2 protein-coding genes are annotated in these 592 nt (G+C 45.6%); both read left to right on the top strand.

The features are described from left to right. Window positions 1-201 precede the first annotated feature (201 nt). Window positions 202-282: a potassium-transporting ATPase subunit F gene (locus BLX24_RS34155; protein WP_071506947.1), complete on the top strand. Its 81-nt coding sequence runs from the start codon at window positions 202-204 to the stop codon at window positions 280-282. 11 nt (window positions 283-293) lie between these two features. Next, the coding region (locus BLX24_RS31040) for a potassium-transporting ATPase subunit KdpA (protein ID WP_143092976.1) at window positions 294-592 on the top strand (299 nt) is incomplete at its 3' end.

Here is a 592-nt window from a genome sequence, read left to right as displayed (position 1 = left end):
CATCAGGAATTTTATTTAATTAACTCTTTTACAGGGCATTGGTTATGGGGCGCCCGTTTTGGCACCGAATTAGGATATAGCCATACCAAACGATTTAAAACCAATGGAAACTCTCCTCCTCCTAGTCGTAACCGCTGTTTTATGTTTCGCTTTTTTTTATGCGTGCATTAGCTGGTTCGAAAAAATTTAACGGCAACGACCATGATCACTCTCGTCTTTATTGTCGCACTACTTGTCATGGGCTACATGCTGTATGTGCTGATTCAACCTGAAAAATTTTAAGTATTACCCATATGTCAACTCAATGGATAGGCGTTCTGGCCACGTTTGGGATAACCTTGTTGTTAGCCATTCCACTCGGGAAATACCTGGCCGGCGTCTTCAAAAATTCGCCACTTGCCAAATCCGGTCCGCTGGACATATTCTTACCCATCGAACGGATAATCTACCGGATCGGCGGCATCAACCCAACCCGTGAGATGGGTTGGAAAGAAAACCTGGTAGCCCTCCTGACCATTAATGCGGTTTGGCTGGTCTACGCGTTCCTGCTGTTAGTGAATCAGGGAAGTCTGCCGCTCAATCCGGATGGAAA

The organism is Arsenicibacter rosenii (genome assembly GCF_001870735.1).
In the GTDB taxonomy this organism is placed as follows: domain Bacteria; phylum Bacteroidota; class Bacteroidia; order Cytophagales; family Spirosomataceae; genus Arsenicibacter; species Arsenicibacter rosenii.
Note: the sequence above shows the minus strand (reverse complement) of the source record. Positions and strands in the feature narration are given on the sequence as shown.

What these genes read in the sequence shown, in the direction of transcription:
- BLX24_RS34155 (WP_071506947.1), top strand. Translation starts at nt 202, where the DNA reads ATGATCACTCTCGTCTTTATTGTCGCACTACTTGTCATGGGCTACATG.